Origin of the sequence: Limosilactobacillus balticus (assembly GCF_014145615.1) — a bacterium.
GTDB classification, from domain to species: Bacteria; Bacillota; Bacilli; order Lactobacillales; family Lactobacillaceae; genus Limosilactobacillus; species Limosilactobacillus balticus.
Map to the genome: position 1 here is coordinate 19815 of NZ_JACIVH010000062.1, position 22729 is coordinate 42543.

13 protein-coding genes and 1 other annotated feature are annotated in these 22729 nt (G+C 37.2%); all 13 genes read right to left on the reverse strand.

Annotation, left to right across the window (positions count from 1 at the left end):
- Nucleotides 1-179 precede the first annotated feature (179 nt).
- Complete coding sequence (locus H5S10_RS03870) at nucleotides 180-12083, reverse strand: MBG domain-containing protein (protein ID WP_182588782.1); 11904 nt, start codon at nucleotides 12081-12083, stop codon at nucleotides 180-182.
- A gap of 190 nt (nucleotides 12084-12273) precedes the next feature.
- On the reverse strand, nucleotides 12274-12399 hold the full coding sequence (locus H5S10_RS10410; protein ID WP_259409271.1) for a hypothetical protein: 126 nt from the start codon (nucleotides 12397-12399) through the stop codon (nucleotides 12274-12276).
- A 251-nt stretch (nucleotides 12400-12650) separates the two neighbouring features.
- Nucleotides 12651-13514: a MetQ/NlpA family ABC transporter substrate-binding protein gene (locus H5S10_RS03875; protein WP_182588783.1), complete on the reverse strand. Its 864-nt coding sequence runs from the start codon at nucleotides 13512-13514 to the stop codon at nucleotides 12651-12653.
- Nucleotides 13515-13629: 115 nt separating this feature from the next.
- Nucleotides 13630-14106 carry an S-ribosylhomocysteine lyase gene (locus H5S10_RS03880; protein ID WP_153709051.1) on the reverse strand — a complete coding sequence of 159 codons (477 nt, stop codon included), beginning with the start codon at nucleotides 14104-14106 and terminating at the stop codon, nucleotides 13630-13632.
- An 80-nt stretch (nucleotides 14107-14186) separates the two neighbouring features.
- Nucleotides 14187-14436: a binding site (T-box leader), on the reverse strand.
- Nucleotides 14437-14495: 59 nt separating this feature from the next.
- Entirely contained in the window at nucleotides 14496-15182 is a 687-nt protein-coding gene (locus tag H5S10_RS03885) for a matrixin family metalloprotease (protein ID WP_182587008.1), read from the reverse strand.
- 23 nt (nucleotides 15183-15205) lie between these two features.
- Nucleotides 15206-15820, reverse strand: a complete 615-nt coding sequence (locus tag H5S10_RS03890; RefSeq protein ID WP_182587009.1) for a sugar permease — start codon at nucleotides 15818-15820, stop codon at nucleotides 15206-15208.
- A 297-nt stretch (nucleotides 15821-16117) separates the two neighbouring features.
- A complete protein-coding gene (locus H5S10_RS03895; protein ID WP_182587010.1) occupies nucleotides 16118-17173 on the reverse strand; it encodes a zinc-dependent alcohol dehydrogenase family protein in 1056 nt (351 codons plus the stop codon).
- Between the two features lie 482 nt (nucleotides 17174-17655).
- Nucleotides 17656-18141 (reverse strand): hypothetical protein, encoded by a 486-nt coding sequence (locus H5S10_RS03900; RefSeq protein ID WP_182588784.1) that lies wholly within the window; start codon nucleotides 18139-18141, stop codon nucleotides 17656-17658.
- A 118-nt stretch (nucleotides 18142-18259) separates the two neighbouring features.
- On the reverse strand, nucleotides 18260-18850 hold the full coding sequence (locus tag H5S10_RS03905) for a DUF4767 domain-containing protein (RefSeq protein ID WP_182588785.1): 591 nt from the start codon (nucleotides 18848-18850) through the stop codon (nucleotides 18260-18262).
- 266 nt (nucleotides 18851-19116) lie between these two features.
- On the reverse strand, nucleotides 19117-19638 hold the full coding sequence (locus tag H5S10_RS03910) for a GNAT family N-acetyltransferase (RefSeq protein WP_182587013.1): 522 nt from the start codon (nucleotides 19636-19638) through the stop codon (nucleotides 19117-19119).
- 214 nt (nucleotides 19639-19852) lie between these two features.
- The gene (locus H5S10_RS03915) at nucleotides 19853-20317 is read right to left on the reverse strand and encodes a hypothetical protein (RefSeq protein WP_003664784.1); all 465 of its coding nucleotides are present in this window, start codon (nucleotides 20315-20317) and stop codon (nucleotides 19853-19855) included.
- A 13-nt stretch (nucleotides 20318-20330) separates the two neighbouring features.
- On the reverse strand, nucleotides 20331-21398 hold the full coding sequence (locus tag H5S10_RS03920) for a LysM peptidoglycan-binding domain-containing protein (protein WP_182588786.1): 1068 nt from the start codon (nucleotides 21396-21398) through the stop codon (nucleotides 20331-20333).
- A gap of 93 nt (nucleotides 21399-21491) precedes the next feature.
- On the reverse strand, nucleotides 21492-22652 hold the full coding sequence (locus H5S10_RS03925) for an MFS transporter (protein ID WP_182588787.1): 1161 nt from the start codon (nucleotides 22650-22652) through the stop codon (nucleotides 21492-21494).
- Between the last annotated feature and the right edge of the window lie 77 nt (nucleotides 22653-22729).

Genomic DNA, 22729 nt, shown 5'->3' on the forward strand with positions numbered 1-22729 from the left:
TTTTGTTAATTCTTAACTATTATTATAAAGATAACATGCGAAATAACTACAGAGCTAGTGTCTAACTACGAACGCTAGCTGTGTCCGCTATCGTTCTAAGTTAGCCATAAGCCCTGTCGAGAAGGTTAATTCCCACTCACTTGTTTAGCTTGTTATCGCTCTTAGTTAAAATTAAAATACTATTTCTCACGCTTTTTCTTCTGCATCCCAGCTAAACCAAAGATACCTGCAAGGGTTGCAAAGGCAAAACCAAATAAAGAATTATTATTTTGATCATTACCAGTTTGGGGAAGAACATTAGCTTTCGATTTTCCTTTTATTGGAATCTGAACTAATCGACGTGAGGCAAAGTGTTGATTTGTAACATGTTGGATTACCCGTTCAACTGGTTTATTTTTCGGCTGATCATCAGTTACCTGTTTGTCACCATTACTTGTTGGTACTATTGATTTAGTAGGTACTGATGGTTCAGTCGGTTGAATTGGAGTTACCGGTTGACTAGGATTAGTCGGTTGTTCAGGAGTAATTGGCATTACTGGTTTAATAGGTTCTGATGGTCGATTATCCTTGGCGTATTCAATTTCAATATTTTTATTTTGATCACTAGGAACAACCATTTCAGTTGGCACAATAGTCTGACTAGCTATATAACCATCAATTTCTGGCACAGAATATGTTGGCCATTCAGTACTACCATTAGCTTGCCAACTACTATAAGTTACCTTACCAGTAACCGCATCAAATGTTGCAGTCCGTATAAATTTAACCGTTTGAGTAATTACCCGTCGTTGTCCATCAGGTAACTTAATAGTAATGAGCCGTATTACCTCTTTTGTTAGGGATTCCATCTTTTCATAAGTAGTTGATGGATTACCCGGAACTTTTCCTGTTGGCGCTTCTTCTCCTGGCTTAACAATGGTCACCTGATGCTCAATCAAAACGACAACATCGGGGATATCCTCATCATTTGCAATAACTGTTGTTGGGATTGATTGTCCCGGTACAAGTTGCCATCCTGCTGGCACAGCCAAATTCACCACAACCGTCTCATCAGTTTTACCCTGGAGAGCAGTTTGACTAATATCACTACCATTTTCATCCCGATAAATAATAAATCCAGTCTGTTCATCAGGCGTATAGGTAATATCAATTGTTTCATCTGTAGTTGTACCCGTGACAGTTTGAGCAGCAATAATACCTTGACTAGGGGTATAGCCAGCAACCGTTTCTGGTGTAAAGGCCACAAATTTACTATTTTCCCATTTAATGTCAATAACTTCTCCAGTAACGAGATTCTTTGTGCCAATTCCTGTTAAAACAACTTTCTGAACGGTTTGTTTATCACCACTCGGCAAATGCTCAATAATTATCCGCTTTACCACCTTACGCTCTTGAATCGGAGTAGTAGCTGGCTCAATAACAATAACAGTTGTCCCGCCAGTAATCTTCACTGACTGAGGAAGTTTTCCAACTACCTGCCAATTAGTCGGAACTTCTGGCTTGAAGGAAACATCACTGTTCTCTTCTCCAGTAATAATCTGTGTATTAATTATTTGATCATTGGCATCTTGATAACTAATAATCTCTTGTCCTTCCTGTGGGACCGGTACCTTATCATACGTGATGTTAACCGTTTCATTTGGCGTATCAGCATTTACCGTCATTGCTGAAACGATCTTTTGACTAGGTACATAGCCCGTAACAGTAACAGGTTGGTAATTAGCCCATTGTAAAGAACCTTGAGAACGCCATGCAGTGTACTTAATTTCACCTGTTACTTCATCAAAAATCGCTGTCCGAGTAAATGTAACTTTTTGTGGAATCGACTGTTCTTCGCCGCTTGGATATTTAATATTGATTGTCCGTGTTGGTGTAACCGTTAGTTGTTCCATTGTTGGATAATTCTTGGATGGATTACCTGGAACTTTGCCTGTTGGAATATCAGTCGTAGGAGTTTCCGGAGTAACAATAGTTGTTCCATGTTCAACCTGAATTACTACAGTTGGAATACCTTCGGCTGTTGCTGTGACAGTCTTTGGAACTTCTTGACTTGGTACTAGCTGCCAGCCTGCTGGAATTTCCGGTTTAACTGCTACTGCCTCTCCAGTCTTTCCGCTAAGTGGACTTGTACTAATTTCATTACCTTCTTTGTCTTGGTAAGAAATAATACCGCTTTGTTCATTCGCTGTGTAAGTAACTTCAATAGTCTCATCTTTTTGACCATTCTTAACTTCAACTGCTGGAATTACTTCTTCACTTGCGGTGTAGCCCTTGACTTCTGCTGGAATAAATTCTTTCCAGTTTGCAGTTAACCATTCTCCATAAGTTACTTGGCCTGTTACATCATCGTAACTTGCGTCACGGTAGATCTTCGCTGTTTGAACTTCTGTACTCTTAGTTCCATCTGGATTAATTACATTGATCGTCCGAGTAATTGCTTGGTTCAACTCATTTTCATGAGCTCCATCAATTTCTTTACCCGTTGGCGTCTTTTCCCCTTCTGGAACTGGATTATTATGGTCAACATTGGTTGTTCCATGCTTAATCATAATTAAAGTAGTCCCATTATCAACAATGATTTCAGTAGGTACATCACTTGGATCACTTGCTACCCAACCTACTGGAATTTCAGGAGTAAATGGAAGTTTTGTTCCTTTTATATGACCATCAATATTAACTGAACTAATTACATTATTATCAGCATCTACGTAGTTAATAGTTTGGCTACTATTTCCCAAAGTAAATATTGCTGTTGAACTGAAGTCAATATTGTAATTTGGATTTTCATGACGAATCTTATTGATTACATCTCCACTAAGCTCAACATCATAAGTCCCAGCTTCAGTTAATTGAGCTGGATGACCATCTTTACTGAATACAAAATCACTTGCTGTTAATCCAGTAATAGTTTGTTGTTGTCCATTTAACACTACAACAACTGAGTAATTATGCGGATCAAGTTCTAAGTCTTGAGTAGTTTGAGAGCCACTTATTGTTGCATTCGTCTTAGCAGGAATAATTACTAATAATCCCTGACTGCCGTCATAGCTGTAGTTATAGTTACTATCAGCTGCTTTGATTGCATCAATCCCAGTTTGACTTAACTCAACTTGGTAAGTACCTACATTTACTGGATTTCCAACAACTTGAATATCTTTATCAGTTAAGTTATATGTTTGACCATTAGAAAGTTTAACTTCAAATTTATCAGGATCTAATGTCACTGCACTTCCTGTATAAGGAGTTTCTTGATTGCCATTAAAGCCAATTGTTGCATTCGCTTTACTAATTGTGACACTAGCTAAACCACTGAAGTTCCAAATGTAGTTATTGTTAGTAGCAATTTTACTTTGACTAGAGTCCTTAAGCTTTAAGTAATACGTACCTACATTTATTGGTTTACCAATCACTTTACCAGTTTCATCAACCCACTCATAGTCATTGGCAGATAAAGTAGGTGCCATAAGATTTACGCCATTGTTAGTTGCGATGTTATTAGTAATCTTATCAACATTAATTACAGGAGTTTGACCATTGTAAAGCACTTCATATGAACCTGAAGTGGTTACATCAGCACTAGCTTTAGTAATGGTGTAAGTACCCGCAACAGGATTACTCCAATCATAATTTGGATGATCTTGTTTAACCTTATTAAGAGCATTTTGGCTTAAAGTAACGTTATAACTGCCTGCATCTACTGGATTTGAGCCAGCACTAAAGACTAAATCACCGGCAGCTAATGGAATATTAATAACTTGACCATTATTAGTGGTGATTTCTAACTTGTAATTATCTACATTCAAGTTAGGTGATTCACCGTTATAAACCATACTATCTGAACCATTTGAAACAATCCGAATTCCAGCAGAAGCTTTTTTAATAATAAAGCTCCCATTACCTGTTGAAGTATAAGTGTAATTCTTTGTTCCAAAGTGCTTTTCAATATTCTGCAATCCTTGGTTAGAAAGGATAACCTCAAATGTGCCAACGCTAGTTGGGGTTCCATTTTCAAATTGTAAGTCACCGGCAGCAGGAGTATAGTCTAAAATTTCACCATCAGCTGTTTTAACACTAATCGTGTAATCATTTTGATTTAAAGTAGTAGCTTCACCATAAATAATAGTTGGCACGGTAGCTTTATCACTTACAGTAATGGTTACAGGCATTTGAATTACATCAAACGGTGCTGTATTGGCATCATCTGAAAGTAACCAGTTGTAATCCAAACTATTTAATTTTCTAATGTTTTCAAGTGCTTGTTTAGTTAACTTAACTTGATAATTACCAACTTCATTTGGCGTAGTTCCTACAAATTCAAGATCTCCATCTTGTAAAGTGTAATTATAGTTATCTCTATTTACTAATCCTGAAATTGAAACAGAGTACTTACTGTAATCAATTGGCTGATCCTCACCAGTATAACGAACACTTTCACTACCATTTAAAGAAATATAAGCATCAACTGGCGTAATTATGTAGTTAGCGCCTTTTGTATGTTGCTTATCAACATCTGTATTGTCGGAATCAGAAGTAATATCTGAATTTTCGTTACCTATAGTGCCGTCAGTTGCAGCAAATTCTTCTGATTTACTATCACCAAAGTCATAATCTGGATAGTATTCTTTTAAAGCATTATAAAGTTTTTGAGTTGGCACTAACTCATAATTACCTACCTGCGTTGGTAAATTATTATCAGAATATTGGGTATCCTTAAATTGTAAATCACCTACTGATAATGGTGTTGGATAAAGAATATCTTTCCCATTCATAGTATCAGTTAAAGCAATTGTAAATTTAGTTGGATCAATTACCACTTGACGACCATATGGCGTAGTTTGAGTTCCACTTAAGGTAATGCGTCCTTTACGAGCATAAATAATGTATTGAGCCAAATCTTTAGTTGACTGAGTAATGTCATAATTTGGATTCTCTTGGTTCAAACGTTTAATGGCTGCTGCACTCAACGTGATTGAATATTTACCAGTTTCAATTGCGTCAGCTCCACCATTAATTACTACATCTGACGGTTGAAGAGTAAACTTCACTCCGTCCGGCGCACTATCATAGCCACCCCAACGAAGTTTTAGATCCTTCATTTGATCTTGATTAGTAATTTTAACTGGATTGCCATCGTATACACTTGAAGCAGTTCCCACAATTCCTACCGTTAATTCTGCAGGAGTAATGCTTAATAATGCTGGTGTATTAGTAAATGTCCAATCATAGTTACTATTAATAGCTTCTAAATGCTTTTTACCTTGATCAGACAAGTATACATCATAATTAGCAGCATCAGTTGGCGCTGGAACAGTCGTCATTAAGTCACCAGCTTGTAGGTTATAATTCAATGGTTGCCCATTGTTAGTAATAATTACAACTTGGAAATTACCAGTGCTTAAGTCCACTACCTTACCTGTATAAGTACTATTTTGAGTACCAATCACCCCAACTTCTGCCGTAGCTTTTTCAACTGTAAAGGCTACGGCATCATTATTGTAAGTATAGTTATAATGATTACTTTCAAGATTCCGAATTTGACCTAAAGCCGTATTAGTTAATTTTACCTTGTAACTGCCAGCATTAGTTGGCACAGCAACTTGATTACCTTGGCTATCTACAAATTCAAGATCTTCAGGCTGTAATGAGTAGGTTTGACCATTTGATAATTCCACACTAATACCGTTAACAACTCCATTGGTATTTGGAATTACTACTGGATTGCCGGTATAAATTGTTGAGCCTGACCCTTCAAGAGTAATAGTTGCCGTTGCCTTTTCGATATGATAATTACCTTCACCTTGATAGTTCCAAGCGTAGTTGGTATTTCCAGTAATCGAATCTTGAACTTTTTGCCAGCCTGCTTGTGTTAAACGAACTTGGTAAGTTCCAATCTCACTTGGTGCAGAAATTACCTTCCCATCTTGTAAGAATTCGTAATCACTTGCAGTTAATTGCAAAGTGCTTGGTAAAGTAATTGTCCCTTCATTTGGATTATTAGTGGTGATTTCTGGAATAAAGTCAGCTGGATTAATGGTTGCTGGTTTACCTGTCCAAGTAATGGTTTGAGTACTAGTATTTGGTAAAGTAATTAAAGCATTCGCTGGTTTAATGGTATATGTACCACTACCAGTAACTTGAACATTTGACCAGTCTAAATTATTAGCATTTACTGCTTTAACTTTATTAATTCCAGTTTGTGTTAATTGAACTGTATAAGTACCTACGTCACTTGGCGCAGTGGTATAAGTTTTTCCATCCTTAACCCATTCAAAATCACCAGTGGTCAAAGTTAGTGAATTGTTTCCAGGAGCTGTAATTGTAACTATTGGAGTATAACCATTTATTGGCGTTCCATCATAAATCTTTTCAGCCGTTCCTCTGAAGGATGCACTTGGAATAGCTTTAGTAATAGTTACTGTTCCAAAGCCAGCCTTACTAAAGTCATAGCCATAGTTATCAGCCTGAACTTGAGCAATATTTGCACGACCCTGGTCAGATAATTCAACTTTATAAGTGCCCACGTTGGTATTAGCACCTACTGCTGTATTAACAAACTGTAAATCACCAGCTTGTAACTGATAAGTTAGACCGTTACCCAATTCAATCTTAAAGTTGGCTGGATCAATCACAGCTGTAGAGCCAGTGTAAACAATATTTTCATTACCAGAAAGAGCTACTGAAACATTGGCATTTCTCGTAATTGATAAAGTACCAAAACCAGCCTTATTCCAATTATAATTGTCAGTTTGTGATTCAAATTTCTTCAAACCGTTATCAGTTAAGGAAATCGTATAAGTGCCAATAGTAGTTGGTTGTGAGACTACTTCTCCTGCTGTATTAGTAATTACAATATCATCAGCACTTAAGTTTACATTTTCTGGAAGATCAATAGTTACTCCATTATTAGTTGTAATAGATAATGGGAAATTCTTGTAGTCAATCGTGACAGGTTGACCATTATATTCATTACTTTGGTTACCAGAAATATTAAGAGTTGCCGTTGCCTTATTAATTACATAAGTGAAGGCACCATTAATATCAGTAAAGTTATAATTTGGATTTTCTTTATTTAGTTTATCAACATAATCTTTGTTCAAAATTAAGTAGTAAGTACCAACATTAACTGGTCGACCTTCAAATTTGACATATTGATCCCCACTCTTGGTATACCAAGCGTAATCATTAGCAGACAGATCATGATTTAAAGTGAAATCAACATCATTGGTTGTATCATGAGCAGTCCAGGTGATTTTTCCATAGACTGTTGTACCCTGAATAACTTGACCATTATATGGACGCTCGTAATTGCCACCAATTGTCGCAGTGGCTTGAGCCTTGTCAATATCGTAATTAGCACTTCCAGTAAAGGCATTATCCGCAAATACTACATTTGAAGTATTATTTTGACCATAGCCTGCTAAACTAAGAATGTACTTTTCAATATTAGAAATACCAGTAGGTGTCAAAGTAATTGTGTAGGAGCCAACGTTACTTGGTGCCGAACCACTATTCCAAGTGTAGTCACCATCTTTAAGAATATAAGTCTTGTTAGCGTCAGTAACACCTGGGAAGTTTACTGTTACTCTAATTTGACCATTACTATTTACTTCAGCAGTTGTAATAGTTTGACCGTTGTATAGACGTGAATTAGCGCCACCCAATACACCGTCTGCTTGAGCTTGAGTAATGGTATAAACAGCTAATCCCGTATTAGTTAAAGTGAAATTAGGATTATCCTTTTGTAAAGTAGCTAGTGCAGAATCTTTAAGTTTTACATAGTAAGTGCCGACATTTTCAGGATTACTGATCGGATTTCCGCTTGCATCTACCCACTCATAGCTATCACTAGTAAGTCCAGTCGTATTTAAAACAACTTCGCGATTGTCAAAGTAAGTAGTAAATTTGAATTTTGAAGGATCAATACTAGTAGTAGGTTGAGCGTCGTAAACCTTGGTATAGTTTCCTGATGTCTGATTGCTTAAAGTACAAGTTGCTGATGCTGGAGTAATAATATAAGTAGCAGTACCAGTAAAAGTTGAATTGCCATCGGCATCGGTCCATTTAGTACTATTATTACCACATTGCTGTATAATTGCTTCTTTTCCCTGATCACTCCAACGCAATTTGTAAGTACCAACATTAGTTGGCATGTCAAGAGACCAAGTTTTACCATTATCAGATGAAAATTCAACCCACCCTGCCTCTAAGGAAGGTGTCACATTAATTGGCCCTATAATTACGGCCATAATTGGAGCATCACCATCTCCATTATTAAGGTCATTAACAGTAATTTGATTACCAGTATATGTTGATTGGTTTTCACCGGACAAAGTTGCCGTAGCCGTAGCCGTAAAGGTTACGTTTATTACGGTCGGAAGAGTATCGACAGTAACTTTCTGGCTTGGAATAGGTCTAGGATAAATAATATTTAATGTAGTTTCAGTTGTTGTACCATCAGGATTAGTAACTATTTGTTTAATAATTCTCGTATAAGGGGTAATTGAGGGTATAGTGTTATATCGTGGCCATTCACCTGTCGTCCAGCCGCTTCCAGAAAAGCCATCAAACACTACACCACTGTCATCAGCATTTACTTTCACAGGTCTAGTAATCGTAGCTGATTGTGTTGTGGTTTGAGTAATTGATGGGGTCCCTGGATTATTAGGCATCGTGATGTTAATCACACGGTTGATGGTTTTTTCTACTAATGATTTAGGTACATAGTAAGTTGTCAATTCATTACGAGCATACCATTGAGAAGCATTGTTAGTAGTAAAGACGGTATTTGAATTATAATTTGGATTAGCGAAGTTTATAGTAGTATATGTACCAGTAGAATTAATATTTGCTATGACATAGTCACTACCACCATTAGGAGGAGTAACAGTAAATTGTCCACCGTTTTCAAAATTCCAATTTCCAGAAATCACATGGAAACCTAAATTTGCCGTATCTCCCTTACTTTTGTCCCATTGCCACTTGCCGCTATAGACAACTTTATTGGTTGTGGGATCAATTGTACCAGTTTGATCATAAAAGACTTGAATTTGTGCATCTGGCGCAAAGGATTGACCATCCTTATCACCACCAGCAATCATAAATTTAGCAGTTACTGTTCTAGTTTCGGTTTTATTTGGAACATAGAAAATAGTGTGAACAGGTTGAGCTTCATAAAAAGATGCAGCTGTAGTATATGCAGTCGAATCTTTAGAAACATCAGTAGTACTGCCATTCCAGCTAGGAAAGACAAATTGATTAGCTGGAATTTTATCAGTGTTTGAAGCAGGACCACCAGTATAAGCTGTATACCCAGTCAAGATCGGTACATCTGCAGTTACACTAGCCCATTCCTGTGGTAAGTTAGTCCAAGTACCAGAAACCACACGGTAACCAGGAGTATTGCTATCGCCTTTTTTAGTATTCCATTGCCATGGACCATAGGTAATATCTCCAGTTGCCAAATCTTTTGTAGCTTGGCGAGTATAATAAACATCTAAGACTGCAGAAGTAAAGGCGTTCCCATCTTCGGTATAAGTACCGTCCTCATTAACTTTAGTCTTAACATAATTTACTGTTACAGTCCTAGTTTCTTGTGCTTTTGGATCAGTATCGGTTACATTTTGAGTTCTATGAATTAAGTGAATAACAATATTTGCATCAAATAATGAAGGAGCTGCCTCAGATGTCCATTTATAATTCGGGATTGTCCAATTACAATCTGGCTTTGTGAACGGTATATTATAACTACCATTAAAGGTTACCCCAGCTGGTACTTCACTGACTCCAACAGATTGATATGTTCCTGGATTTACGCCCTCTGGAAACTTAAGATCGTTACTATATCCACCGTTACCAGGATTTTTTATATCAAATTGAACAATCTGTTTATTTTCCGTATCGTCCCAGTAAGTAATTGTAAACTGCATTTGTTGAGTAACAGTAACATTAGCAGTAGCGGGAGCAGTTACGGCAGTGTATTGCTGGCCATTCACAGAAACTGGATAAGTTGCAATAACTTTAACATTATATGTTCCTACTTGATTCCAGTTTGGTTCACTATTATCAGCAAATTTAAATGTAGTACCTGCCGGAAAATCAGCCACATTAGTAACCAAATCTTTAGCTGTTAAAGTCTTCCCCTTATAGGTAGTCTTATCTTGAATTTGAAGATTTTTCTTTTGATCTACCGGGATAGTAACAACTTGGTATGTAGCAGTTGCATAGTTAACTAAGTGATTGTTGTGACCAGTTACATCATCAACAGGGTCAGTTGAAACTCTCTTTAATACATAGTTATGTTCAGTAACATAATCCTCAAGTTTTTGATCAATCATGTCTTTGTAACTATTAATGGCATCCGTCATGTTACTTGCGCCAGCTGCATCATAAACAACAGGGAACGAAATGGTTGTACTTTGCCCACTATCTGCATTATTAATAGTAATATTATGTGTATTATTGTTTTTATTGGATAAAAGAGTGTAGAGATTACCACTAGCTAAAATGATTGGCTGAGTAAAGCCACCATTAGCAATACCCAAAGTGTTTAACTTATTAGCAGTAAGTGTAGAGTTATTGCCGAGATAAACGACTGACTGAGTATTATTTATGACATTCGATGCACTGGTTACCTTACTAAAGTCCCAGTTAGAAAGATCAACATATTGAGCCGATGAACCAGCAAACAAAACTGACATATTGGTAACATTGCTCGTGTTCCAGTTAGCAATCGCACTTGCATCAACCAATGATCCTTCATTAGCAAAAGTTGCGTAAAGATTAGTTACCTTACTGGTATTCCAGTTTTCCAAACCATGCAGGCTAGTTAGAGCCTGGTTAACATTAAATGCCTGATTCAAATCAGTTACATTGCTAGTATCCCAATTAGCTAATGCACTAATGTCAGTCAGATAATAATCATTCATAAAAATGACGCCCATGTCAGTTACATGGCTTACATTCCAATTTTCTAGACCTTGTAAGTTCGTAAAACTATTATTAGCAAATGCAGTGTTGAGTTTTTGTAAACTATCAGTCTTCCAATTGCTTAAAGGAGAAAGATCTGTAACTTTGTTAACATTGTTGAAAATCCGAGTCATATTCGTAACTTTTTGAACATCCCAATTTTCCAAACCAGTTAAGCTAGTCAAGCCCGTCGCATTTTGGAATAGAAGGGACATATTAGTCACATTGGAAACATCCCAATCGCTGACTCCAGTCAAAGATGCTAGCTTAGTAGCACCACTAAAAGTGTTCTGCATTGAAGTAGCACTACTAGTATCTAAACTATTGGTATCTAAATTAGTCAAAATAGTGTTCTTTTGGAAAGTACCATTTAAATTAGTACTTGCGAGCTTAATCTTCTTGTCATCAGTCTTACTAAAAGCAATCGTAGTAGCATTTTGCCAGCTTTTAATTAAATCGTTAGAGATCGACACTTGAAGATTATTAGTTGATTTTCCAGCTTGCTCAAAGTCAGCTTCATTAGGCACAATAATATGAGTTTGATCCCCAGTATAGCCAGTTAATTGGTAATAATTACTTCCATTAAACGTTGTATTCTGTCCTGTCCACTTAGAAGTATCTAATGTCCCCCAAGTAGCAGAATCATATCCACCGTTAGTAGTAGTGGCAGCAGCTTGTGTTGTTGCAACCTGATTAGTATCTGCCGTAGTTTCTACATCGAGAGTAAGCAAAGCATTTTTATTTTCTTCATTATTAGTTTTACTTGTAGAAGAATTGGAATTTGAGCTTTCAGTATTCTGAGCAGTTGTAATCTTTTGTTCACTGGTTTTAGTAGTATCATCTACAACAGTTTTCTTCGTTTCATCAGTATTTTGGGCAGTCTCAACCACTGAACTTTGCGTTTGCGCCGGTTCTGAAATTGAAGTGACAGAATCGCTATCTGCTTGAGTTGTTGTTGGGGTAGTCGTATCTGCTTGGACACTAGCATTTACTACTGCAGTTGCCCCAAAAGCCAACATAAATGTGGCACAAGCGGTAATCCACTGTTTCTTAGCCTTATATAATTTATAATTCTTATTTTTTGGAGTCATGCTCCGTAAAGGATTATTTTTACTCATAAGATCTCCCCCGTTTCTTAGTCATTTATCTTCTTATAATTATAGCCTAATCCCAATCCTTTTAAATTAGTTTTTTATCATCCTATTAATTTAATAGGCAAACAGAATTTATACTTGACATTCTTAAGAGCAAAATTAATAAAAAACGAATGGTCGCTTTACGCTTAATACCATCCGCTACCGCAATACATTAGTCATTGCTTTTCGTTGTTTCTTTCGGTTGCTTCTTTGCAAATAGGTGATACACAAGTCGGGCAACCAGTGCTTGTAAAACAATCGTGACTACGCTTTGTGCAAGTTTTCTTTCCCATTTCATAATTTTAGCTCCCTTATTCAAATCATGCCTTGTAGTTAAAACTAAACTTCTATCACTTTAATTATACTCGCTTTTTATTACTTTGTTTAATAGAGTCTCCTATCTAAACATTGAATAAAATTATTAATTATCATAATAGTCTTTAATTTGCCAATATAAGCACAAAAAAAGCCCCTTTTATTCGAAAATTACGAATAAAAAGGGCTTAAAATTACCACAATGTTGTCTTTTGACTAATTATAATTTTATTATTAATTTTCCAGATAATTTAATGGCTTATCAACATTAACCTTTGTTCCTTGATACTTTTTAGCAATCCATTGTTGTATTTGCTTATTATGGTAAAGCTTGACTAACTTCTTATATTCTTTATTATCACGATTCTTCTTAGCAGTTGCTAAAACATTAATGTTATCCTTCGTGCTTTGATCAACTTTTTCGTGATAAATAGAATCTTTCAACACATTTAAATGACCAGTTAAAGCAATCGTATTACCGATTAATACTAAATCAGTTGACTTTAATATCCGTGGTCCGGTGGTATCATCAATTTCTTTAAATTGAAGGTTCTTTGGATTAGCCGCAATCTCATTAGTTCCACTGGTTGCCCCAAAGCCCGGCTTCAATTTTATCAAGCCTGCACTTTGTAAGAGCAAGAGGCCACGCGCCGTGTTTGCTGGGTTATTAGCGATCGCAACTGTGGCACCATCTGGAATATCTTTAACACTCTTATACTTATCTGAATATAAGCCCATTGGTTCTAAATAGGTAGTTCCAATCGCCGCTAATTGTGCTTTCTTATTTTCCTTATTATAAGCTTGCAGATATGACCATGATTGGAAAGCATTTACGTCAATTTCACCACTAGCAGTCGCCCGGTTTAAGGCTACGGGATCAGTAAAGCTCTTGACCTTAATCTTCAAGCCTTCACTTTTGGCCTGTTTACTATTTGCAATGTGTTGCCAAACTTGGACATCTGGGCCAATCGTTCCAACAGTAATCTCATCGTTGCGGGCAAACCCACCATTAGCGCCCACACTAAGTCCAGCCGCAACTAAAATCACTACTACAATACCAACAATCCACCAACCGGTATGCTTTTTCTTTCTCATCATAACTACCCCTTTACTTTTGTTTTCGCTATTCGTCATAACTAGTCGCAATAGCCAACGGGATTCGACATGTCGTTATTCTCGAGAAATCCTTAGTCAGCTTTTACCAAAATTATTATTATTCAACCACGTGCCGTTCAAATGGCTGATCTGAAATCCCTTCATCAAGAATCTTCTTTGACCATTCCTTAGCAGAGAACAATGAATGATCACGGTAGTTACCACAAGATTCAATCGTTGTTCCCTGAACATCTTCCCACTTAGTCTTGTAGGCAATTTCTTCAAGTGAAGACTTCAAGGCCTTGGCAACTTCAGTAGTTGAGTGTTCGCCCCACGTAATTAAGTGGAAACCAGTCCGGCAGCCGAATGGGGAACAATCAATTACACCATCCAAACGGTCACGAAGCAAGCCAGCAAGTAAGTGTTCAATCGTATGTAAACCAGCAGTTGGAATTGCATTTTCATTTGGTTGGACTAACCGTAAATCATAGTTGCTAATCTTATCTCCCTTTGCCCCTTCTTCAACGGTAATTAAACGAACGTAAGGTGCCTTAACCTTTGTGTGATCTAGTGTAAAACTTTCAACTTTAGCCATAATAAATCTCTCCTTTTCTGCCTGACGAGGATGAATCTTGGAACTAAAAAATCCCTAGGAACGGCACAATACAACCAATTCCTAGGGACGTTTAATCTTCATTAACGTGATACCACCCTAATTTAGCCCTATCTCACAATAAGGCCCGCAAGAAGTACATAAAAATACTCCAGCACGGTAACGGGTGCTAATCGCTTGCTGCTAACATATATGCTCACAGCATCAGTCTGCTCCAAGACCATCTTCATTATTTGCTACCATACTAGTTCTCATCTTCCCTAGCTCTCTGTAATGGTATTAAATAATTACTCATCTTTTCTAAGCATTTTCTAATTTAATTATCATTATAATATCCTTATCCTTACTAATTGTCAACACCTATTTCAAAATTATTCCCGATATAGCATTCTTAACGTTTTAGCATCATTTTTAGTTATTCCGTTTTTGATGTTTCGTGGGATCATCACACTATGTTCATATTCTGGAGCATGGGCTAAACCAAGGGCATGTCCCAGCTCGTGTTGCGCAACCTCACTTCGAAATTCTTTATTAGTATAGTCTAACTGATTAGGGTCCAAAGTTGAGGTTGCCTTATGCAGGGTATTCGTAGTCGGATCATATTCAGTCCGGGTTGAGCCGAGTTCAGATGTTGTATAGCCAACACCATTGTTTCCTGTATTATTTCGTGCTAAATCACCATCGGCCGCAATAATATTGGCCTCATCTTCATTCTTAGTCCAGCGGATATGAACTGCTTTCGTCTTATTCCACTTTTTGACCGCATCACGAAAAGCCCACTTTAATTTTGGATCAGCAGTTTCCATGTAAATAGTAATATTCCTTTTCTTCCACCTAAATCCTTCAAGCGGTGTCGGTGTATTTTCTGGGATTCTTAGCCGTTCTGCATTTGGTCGTTGGCCGCCATTAGAAAACTGAAAATCATTACTATCAGAAGAATCCTGACTAAAAAATGATGATTGGAAAGGTTGGGAAGGCGCATCTGCATCAGCAAGGACATGATAATCGCTAATTCCAACCATCCCCGCGACTAAGAGTGCTACTAAAAATCGACGCATTTAATCATCCCCATTCCATAAAGTTAGAAATGACAACACGGTTCGAGGCGTTCTTGCCAGAAACTGACAATCCAGTTCTGGGAGAAAAAGCCGATCACCGTTCCAATATTAAAAGCAAAGATTGCATGATTTTTAAGAGAACATAACAAGATAATAATAACGGGCAAAATAATATTAAAGTACTTCGTGAATTTAAGACTGGCGCGGCGCTTTAAATAGACTGTCAACTTATCATGCGGGTGAAAACAACAATCACACTGTTGATAAAGTGCATACCCGGCAAAGGCAATCACTAAGCCAAGCAGGTCAAAACCGAAACGCAGAAAAATGTTCATTGTAGCTATTCCCCAAAATCGCCATAAGTTCGCAAAGAGTTGCATGAAAATACTGTAGGGAACTAAAAATGTTAACTCCCAGCCAAATTCTTTAGGAACAAATTCGCCAACCAAAAGAATATTAAGGGCAATGACAAATAGCCCCTCTGTAAAAATTGTCTCTGTCATATTCCAGCCCATCATATGCATAATATTGACGATGGAGGCTGGCCAGGGCATACTCCCTAAGTTTGTTACAATCGTCATTGAATGACCAATTGAGTTTAAGACAATCGCCAGTGCTAAAAATACATACCGACGCATTTTTATCATCCCGTTTACGCTTATTCTCTATCACAGTATTTTAGCACGCTTATTGATTTTATGCGTTTATCTTGTCCTTAATTTTTGTAAGTATGCAAAAAGGCTGGAAGAAAACTTTGTTTTCTCTCAGCCTCAACTGTTTTCGCAAACAATAGCAAGATAATGTGGAAAATAATCACAAGGCTCGATACGAACGATAATCAGCCCGTGCCGTGCTAATTATCGCTCTAGCTTAGCCCACCACCTTGTCGAGGAGATTATTTCCCACTCCCCTATTGTTTCAATCAGTTTTAAATATTAATCGCGTTCAAAGCCATCCATAATAATGTAAGACTTGATTGCTTCACGCTTATCCATTGCTTCATAAGCTTCTTGAATTTGGTCAAGGTCGAAACTCTTAGTAAAGACCTTACCAGGGTTAATGTCACCATCAAGAACAGCCTTTAACAATACGTCCTTGTCGTAAGTGGTTACTGATGCTGGACCACCGCCGACAATAGTGTTGTTGTAGAATGGCATCGTCATGTCCATCTTTGGGGTATGAGGTAAACCAACCCGACCAACGATGGCACCTGGACGACCAACTTTCATGGCAGTATCAGTTGATTGTTCAGTACCAACACATTCAAGGACAGCATCAGCACCGGCACCATTTGTAAGTTCCATGATCTTTTGAACCGCTTCGTCACCACGTTCAGCAATATTGTCAGTAGCACCAAATTCCTTAGCAAGAGCTTGACGGTCAGCATGGCGACTAGTAGAAATGATCTTCTTAGCGCCCCGCATCTTAGCAGCAATAATCGCACAAAGACCAACAGCACCGTCACCCATTACAACAACCGTATCACCATCACTAACGTTTGCAACTCGTGCAGCGTGGTAACCTGTAGCCATAACATCAGCAAGGGTTAAGAGGGACTTAAGCATTCCTTCACTGTAGTCACTTGGCTTGCCCGGAACTTTAACAAGTGCCCATTGACCGTGTTGGAACCGAACGTATTGAGCTTGCACACCAGAGCTAAAGTTTTCACCATGGCTTTGGCAAGAACCGTCGAAGCCTGCGCGACAGGCAGCACAATGACCACATCCGTGAGTAAATGGTGCAATTACAAAGTCACCCGGTTTGACAGTAGTGATATCTTCACCGACTTCTTCAACAATTCCAATTGCTTCATGACCAGAATTTTCAGAATCTTTTTCGACAGGATTGATTCCACGGAAGTTCCATAGGTCAGAACCACAAACACAAGTCCGTACGACCTTAATAATCACGTCATCAGGCTTTTCAATTGTTGGGCGGTCAACATCAACAACCTTCATTTGACCCGCCTTTTCAAAAATAGCTTTTTTCATTGAAACAACCTCCTTTTTTTATTATTTTAAACCACAAATTTCAATTAGAAAAATACTTTTTATCGATATTCTTCCATTCATTATCTGCATAATTTATGTGCGTTCAAATTACACTGTTCAAATAAATATAACAAATTTTATTGAATTATTTTAGTCATCATTGTATCATGATCACAATAAATAAATTAAGTTAATCATTTTTGTAATTTTCGTTAGCATACTTCTTTTGAAGGGAGTGGTTAATCAATAGCTTTAATGTGTGTTTAGTAAATTTTTGTCACTTTTTGTTCACTTATATATCCCCATCACCTATTTAAAAGGACGTATAATTACTGAACATATAATTTTCTACTTTAAGAATTTACTGGTTGATTTGAGAGATAGAATATTCATTAATACAAATACCGTTACAAGACAATCTCTAATTAAACTTTCTAAAATAAAAACAACCTCGCATTGAGGTTGTTTTTATTTTAAATATCTTAATTTTTAATTGCTTTTAAATGGTGATATAAAAGTACTTGCCGTGCAATTGGCTGAGCAATCACTGCTTCAACTACAAAGGCAATCGCAAAGTTACGTGGCCAATTATTAAAATAAGTATGTAGTGGTAATGTAAAAACTTGCTGTTGCCCAATCCATGTCCCAATCATGGTCATAACAGCTGAAACAATCAATACATTGCACAGGATATTAATTGTAATTTGAGTATTAAAACTGTCTTTTTCACTAACAATCGATTTTTTTAAGAAACTAGCCGGTTTGCTAGCCAATAGCACAACGATAATAATACTTAGCCACATTTCTGGGATTACTGCTAAAACTTGTTTATAATGCTGGATCGTAAATCCTGTTTCCAACATTCCAATTATTGGCGCAATGATATTAACAGAAACAATTGAAACAATCAGTAAAAACAGGACAAATTCATTTCTATTTTGCGGTAATTTTAAATAAAAGTCTTTCATTTATATTTTCTCCTTTATTAATAACACAAAAAAAGTCCAGCCACTCAAATTGAGTTTGCTGGACCATTATACGCGAAACTAGTTTTATTATAACAAACTAAAGGATCTATTTCCAAGCTTATTTAGTAGATTCTGTTGCGATTCGTTCAAAATTGCTCTCAAGATCCGTATTAGTCGTTGGATGACAATCTGGATCACCGTTATTTGATTGGTCAACTAATACAACTGGTTTACCATTGTGGAAGGCAAAGAAGTATGTAATTCGATTTGGCAATGGCGGTTCTGTCCCGTCATGATTATAGATCGCTACAACATTATATTCATAATCACCCTTACCCGATGGTGCCCAGCCAATCAAACCAGATTGACCTTCTACTAACTCTTTGCTCAAGCCATCTGGGTATGTCATTCCTGTTGAAACCTTCAGCTCGTTTTGACCATCATATTGCTCGTAGGATTGGTGCATTGTCGGTCCCCATTTTTGCATAAATGATGCCAACTGTTCATTCTTTTGATTATTCCATAATGAACTATCGTGGTGTGACTCACTGCTACTACTTGTGTTATTAGTAGCGGTAATACTTTGACTGCTACTAGCTTCTGAATTATTCTTTGCAGTATTGCTATCGCTTTGAGTGTTTTGGTTTCCACAACCAGCCAGTGCAACACCCAAGCCAGCAATCGCAAAAATCCCTATTAACTTTTTCAATTTGATCCTCCCGAAACATAAATAAAGACCAGAAAGAATGCTTCCCTATCCTTTCCAGTCTAGCTATTAATCTTCAACCTTTTTTGCATCATTCATAGCCTTCATGATAGAAGGATTCTTAGAATGACAATCCTTGATCATTTGGATATCTTCTTCACTTAATTCAACAGTGTATTTAGCCATGATTTTCCCTCGCTTTACTTAAAAAAATTACACCCTTACTATATCACATCACAGGAGCAGTGTCTGTCTTAATTCGTCAAAGGTTAATCCAAGTTGAGCTCAAAACCCATATGTTTATTGTCAATTTTGTCATCAATATAAATCGTTCCGCGTTTTATAAAGCCAATATCCTGACCTATTTTTTGGACAGGAATATTTTTATAATGCGTATCATAACGGAAATTCCTTACTCCCTGCAAATAACCAACCGTAAGTAAATTAGAAAAGATGTATTTTCCAAAACCTTGACCATTTTTAGAAGGAAGAACTGCTAGTCGATGAATGATCGCATATGGCTCATTCGGCTTTAACCATGATCCATCTTTAATCTCTTCATATGTTTGTTCCGGAGTTAGTTGTAAAGTAGCCGTCCCAACAATTTTTTGGTTATCAATTAACACCCAATTATAGCCAGCTTTAATATCATTTTCCATCGTTTTCTGGAAAGGATGACCATCTTGCCATTGAGGATTCCCCTTCTCTTTTAATTGCGCTCGAGCTTGCTCAATAATTTCCATTACCCTTTGAAGATCATCCTGGTTTGCCCGTCGTAAGTAAATTGCCATTATACCTTCTCCTTAATCATCTCTCATTCCTAAACAACAAAATCTTAATACATTAATGTATGGTCATTTTATCATGATTAATTATTGAACTGGTGTGGCTTTAGATAAGTTTAAGCGTTTCGTCACAACGCTTTCATTTTAAGAAGAAACTCTCATATTTATCCATAATAAAAAGGCCTCCTTGGGGATTGGGAGACCTTTTTATTTAACTTTATTATCGAATTTGTTCAAACTTAGTCGCTTTATGATCAATTCCTTGACCAGCATTGGCAATCTGATAAGTAAAGTTACCAGACCGCATCTTTTTGCCTAATGCTAACATGTGATTATATTGCCACATCGAAACCTTCCCATTCTGGAGTTTCGAAAGAGTCAAGCGATTTCCTTGTGCCTTATAATTCCACTTACCATCCTTAGCGTTATCTTGGTAGGCTTGTTGAAAATCACTAGCACTATTACTTGCTTTAATTGCTGTATCTTTATCCGGAGTAACAACAACCTGATCTCCGCTTGTGGCAAAGGTCATATAGGCATTCTGATTACCCGACACTGATGTATACTCATAAACGTGACCAGGAAGGCGTTTAGCCACTGTCCGACTGGCATAGAGGTAAAAGCCACCAATGACAACCATTACTGCTACTAAAACAGAAATAATAATTTTTGTCTTTTTTTGCATTTCTTATCCCCTATTACTCATCGTCAGAAGTGTCGGTGTCTTGATCGCTAGTAGTAGCTTGACTGTGGCTATCTTCATCGTCACTGCTGCTTTGACTGCTGTCATCGCTGCTTTCACTTTCGCTGCTACTGCTACTATCACTATCTTCGTCATCCTTAGTGCTGCTACTATTGCTACTATCATCGTCATCATTGACACTAGCGTAGACATGGATCTCGTTGCCATCTTTTTCAATGTAAACTGTCGTATCCTTCTTAGCTTTTGAACCTAGGGCACTTTCAATTTCACTAAGGATCGCATCATAGTCATTCTTCTTAGCATCTTTTAAGATCGCTGCTGAATCAACATTAAGTTCATCAGCATCACTACCGCCATCCCCTTCATCAAAGGATAACTTGTCATTATCATTAGCATCGTTCAAGCCACTTACAATGTCAGAAGCATCGATTGATGAAGATTGATGTTTTTTATGCTTAAGGGACTTAGTTGAGCTAGATTGACTAGCACTTTGTTCATTATCATTATCATTGTCATCGTTATTAAATGAATTTACTGCGCCTGCCTTGTAAATTGTTGTCGAATGATCAGCATTATCGTAATTCTTGACAACAGATTGTGGTTGAACAGCAATATTTACTGTGGTTGGCCCATTATTAATTGTAATTTTGGTCTGGGCAACAACATTTGGATTTACATTGGGATCATAACCAGCAGGAACGCTTCCTTCACGACTTAAGATAAGAACATCCCCAGCAAAAATCAAATTAGCATTTTGAATATTGTTATCGTAGCAAAGCTTAGCAACTGAAATTCCCGTTGCTGCTGAGATTCCCGATAAAGTATCACCCCACTGAATAATATAACGAGTGCCATTAAGGTTATTGGTATTAATGTGTTGCATCGCCATGTTATTAGAAATTTGTTCAGGGGTATTAGCAATCCAATTAGTAATATCTGCTTGCTCTTCTGGTGATCCACTGGCATTATCAGCCTCAACAGTTGCTACAGAGCTAATCATTACTGACCCTGCCAAAACAGCAGTCATAAAAGTAGCTGCTAGTTGCTTCTTGCTTAACTTCATAAAATTATCCTCCCTAATAGTACCTATTCCTATTAATATAGAAATAATTTTACTGCTATTGGCATAATTCTTCAAATGCAGGTATGCTCTTCTCTATTTGGCGCTTGCTTTAATAAGATAAAACGAACCAAAAACGGCAACTAATGCATAGATTGCCCCAACATACCCAATCTGGTTAATTTGAACAAAATTGATACTGATCGATGCCGTTAAAGAACCGATCGATACTCCAATATTCGTACAGATAGGGTTTAATGAAGAAGCGAGATTCATTGCTTCTGGGTATTCCCGATCAGCAATGTTAAGAAACATTACTTGCAGAATTGAACCGGGCATCCCCAGAACAAAACAAATAACACATAATAAAAGGATCCCTAACCATGCAACATGGAACATTGCATTCATCAACAATAAACAAATAAGGACGGTACTACTAATAATAGTAAGTTTAGTGATCCCAAAACGGTTTGCAATTACGCCGGCACACATATTACCAAGAATAAACGTAACTCCAACAAGTCCTAACAACCATGTTAAGTTAGTCGTACTAAAGCCAAGAACAGTAGTAATGATTGGGCGAATATAAGTATAGAATGTATATTCGGCGGACATCAAAGTTACCATTACGATAACCCCAAGAACTATCCGCCGATCCCTAAACAGTTGAACTTGGTTACCTAACGAAGCATTTTCTTGACGACTATTCCGTGGTACTAGCCAGTATAAAAAGCCACAAATAATTACGGTTAAAACTGAGATTAAGGCAAAACTATCCCGCCATGAAAAAGCATTACTAATTGCCGTGCCAACTGGGACCCCCACAATCGTAGCAATACTAAAACCTGCAAATGTTGAAGCAACCAGCATTGCTCGCTTTTCAATTGGGGCAATCATACTTACAAAGACAAGAATCAATGAAATGATCGTCCCCGCGACCGCAGCTGTTACAATCCGCGAAACAAATAGCCAAAATAGGTTCGGTGCAACAGCGGTTAAAGTATTACCGATTAAAAAGATTAACATTAGCACCATCAAAACCTTGAAGCGATCAAACTTACCTGTCAAAGTGGTAATTAAAGGCGTGCAGATAGCATAGATAATTGCAAAACTAGTAACTAAAAAACCAACTGTTGATAATGAAGCCTGATAACTCTTGGCAATATCAGAAATAACCCCCACAACCATAAATTCATTGCAGCCTAATAAAAATGCGGTTAAGACAAAGACAACGGACTGCAAGCGAAATTTAGACATATCCTTAGCTCCTTTCGTACAAATAAAAAAATGCTGGAAAAATACCGACAAAATCAGTATTTTTCCAGCAACCTACC